We start from the raw sequence: 2,584 nt of genomic DNA, 5'->3' as shown, positions 1-2,584 counted from the left end.
CAGGTGCGGAACCCCGCAAGGGAAAGAAGCAGAAACCTAAATCGTGAGGTTTGGGAATCACCGTCCGTTTACGGCGGTGAGGATGTCAATGTTACATTGATCTGGCCTCAACCCCTGTCAACCCCAATCATCGATAAAATAGGGATGAAGTGTTAAGTAGCTTGAGTGTTTATGCAGTCTCCCGAACCGTTCGATACTAAATATACCCCAGAAGAAGTGGAAGTGGAAATTGAAACCGACGATTTTCCCCCCGTTGCTACCCCGGTTAGTTTCGCTGCCACTCTTGAAAAAGTTAAAACTTGGTACGGCAGCCTGTCCACACCGGCACAGGTAGTCGTGGCAGTGGCGGGGGTTTTTGTAACTTTTTCCATTTTAACGGCGATTTTACGCCTAGTCAGCGCAGTTTTAAGCGCTTTAATCCTCGCCGCTATCTTTTATCTCATCTATCGTTACATCCTCAAACCGAGAGTTTAGTCTGTTATGCACATTTTCTGTTCAATGTCAAGAGTTTAGTTGATAAAAAAAATTTATGGAAGAAGCAGACACCAGAGATATCTTGGGGGAAAATGTGGCTAAGTTGGGATTGGACCAGATCCAGCGTCATCTATTTCTCTGCTGCGATCAGACTAAGCCAAAATGCTGTGACAAGGAAGAAGGGTTAGAAGTGTGGGATTATTTAAAGAAGCGGTTAAGTGAATTAGAACTCGATCGCCCCAGCGCCGACCGTCCAGGCTGTATTTTTCGCACTAAAGCCAACTGTTTGCGGGTTTGTAGCCAAGGCCCGATTTTATTAGTGTACCCGGAAGGAGTCTGGTATCGAAGGGTAAACAGGGAAGTGGTCGAAAGAATTATCCAAGAACACCTAATCGGTAATCAAATCGTCACAGAATATGCTTTTCTTCGCCACGATTTACCGGCAATTTCTCTGAACTGTCCCAGAGAAGAACCCGAAACAATAGAGGAAAACAGGGTTAAAACTAGCTGAAACACAATTAATTAGGGTTTGCGGCAAAAAGTTTTTCGTGGGGGCAGGGTGTGGGGTGTGGGGTGTAGGGTTTTACCGATTTTGAGGGAGTCAATTACCTAATTTTTAGGGAAAAAGTCCCGGAATTTTCCCCCCAATCACTCCAATGGTCGGCACTTTTTGAGGGAAAAAAAGTCTAAAAACCTTATCCAACAAGGTTTTTAGATTTATTCAGAAAACCCTAATTAACTACACATATCTAACTACCTGTTGCCTCTTGCCTGTCGATCCTTTGTCCGTCTCCATTCCCCTAACCCTGCAGCCCGGAAAATACCCATGAAAGAGACCAACAAAGACAATAAACAACTTTTATTAATCGACGATGACCCGAATTTAATACTTTTGGTGAAAGATTATCTAGAGTTTCGTGGTTATAGGGTGACAACCGCAGAAAACGGTCGGGAAGCCCTAGAAATCCTCGAATGCGGGGCAAATACTGCCAAGGCAGGGGAAATGCCCGATATGATTATCTGTGATCTGATCATGCCGGAAATGGACGGTTATGCCTTCGTCGAAAAAATTCGTCAGGATAGTCGTTTTAGTGGCATTCCCGTGATTTTTCTCTCCCCTAACGCTCAAAGTCAGGACAAGGTAACAGGTTTAACCACCAGGGCCGATGTCTATATGGTCAAACCCTTTGAACCGGAAGAATTAGTGGCCCTGGTGGAGTCTTCCCTCACACAAGCGGGCCGGTTGCTGAAACGCAGCACCCGCATCCATTCCCCGGATGTCACTCCTCTTCAGGTTCCGGGTAATGTGGAATTAACCCCAACGGAATTAAAAGTAGTACAATTGGTCGCCCAAGGACTGGCTAATCGGGAAATCGCCGAAAAACTCAATGTTAGCCAACGGACAATCGAAAGTCATGTGTCGAATATGCTTCATAAAACCAGTCTTCATAATCGCACGGAATTGGCCCAATGGGCGATCGAAAGTAATAAGCTGTTGACTATCTAGAGCTTGCTGAAAAACTTTTTTAGCATACCCTCAATAGTCAACAGCTTATCAGCGGTTAGGTCAGGTGATTGTCAACTCACCTTTTTTTTGCATTAAAAATCCCTGAGATTGTCTTGGGCTGCTAGTTGCGATCGCTCTTTTTCCATGGACAATTCTGTTTCCAATTCTTGGCTGAGGAAATAGTTGAGGAAAGTTCGGATAATAGCGATGAGGGCGAGTTTTGCCAAGGCTTCTATAGTAGGTGTGACGGTAGTAGCCACGATGTCTCCACCTAACTGAAACTCTAGGGCTAAAGATAGCCAAGTACCAAAACGAATGCGAATTTGATTGAAGGAAAAAGGGGGAAGACTGCGACGGTGACGATTAGACTGCCAAGCTAATTGTAGGGTTTTAATTAATCCGATCACCACACAAGCGATCGAAAGACTTTCTAGGCAAAACTTGATGATTGCCACGGCAGAGATCAAGCCTGTTTCTAAAGCTGCTAAAAATTCCATACCCAACAGACACCCTCTTATCGAAAATTTGGGTTAAAACCCCGTCGTTTTACGACGGCTTTAAGCTACAATGGAAAAAGCGATAACCAAGCTAAAAACTGAACCT

The 2,584-nt window shown here is 44.6% G+C and carries 4 protein-coding genes; 3 read left to right on the top strand and 1 reads right to left on the bottom strand.

From position 1 onward, the window contains the following. The first annotated feature begins 171 nt into the window (after positions 1-171). The 3 genes from BGL89_RS08325 (at position 172) to BGL89_RS08315 (ending at position 1,981) form a co-directional block, all read left to right on the top strand. Complete coding sequence (locus BGL89_RS08325) at positions 172-474, top strand: hypothetical protein (protein WP_286825311.1); 303 nt, start codon at positions 172-174, stop codon at positions 472-474. Between the two features lie 55 nt (positions 475-529). Continuing rightward, the gene (locus BGL89_RS08320; protein WP_286825310.1) at positions 530-985 is read left to right on the top strand and encodes a (2Fe-2S) ferredoxin domain-containing protein; all 456 of its coding nucleotides are present in this window, start codon (positions 530-532) and stop codon (positions 983-985) included. A gap of 315 nt (positions 986-1,300) precedes the next feature. Next, on the top strand, positions 1,301-1,981 hold the full coding sequence (locus BGL89_RS08315) for a response regulator transcription factor (protein WP_286825309.1): 681 nt from the start codon (positions 1,301-1,303) through the stop codon (positions 1,979-1,981). A gap of 92 nt (positions 1,982-2,073) precedes the next feature. Here the strand turns inward: BGL89_RS08315 and BGL89_RS08310 are convergent, their stop codons facing one another. Beyond that, positions 2,074-2,478, bottom strand: coding sequence for a DUF1622 domain-containing protein (locus BGL89_RS08310; RefSeq protein WP_286825308.1), 405 nt, complete (start codon positions 2,476-2,478; stop codon positions 2,074-2,076). Positions 2,479-2,584: the final 106 nt, after the last annotated feature.

Source organism: Microcystis sp. LSC13-02 (assembly GCA_002282935.1).
Classification (GTDB): Bacteria; Cyanobacteriota; Cyanobacteriia; order Cyanobacteriales; family Microcystaceae; genus Microcystis.
This window is presented reverse-complemented; position numbering and strand designations above follow the sequence as displayed.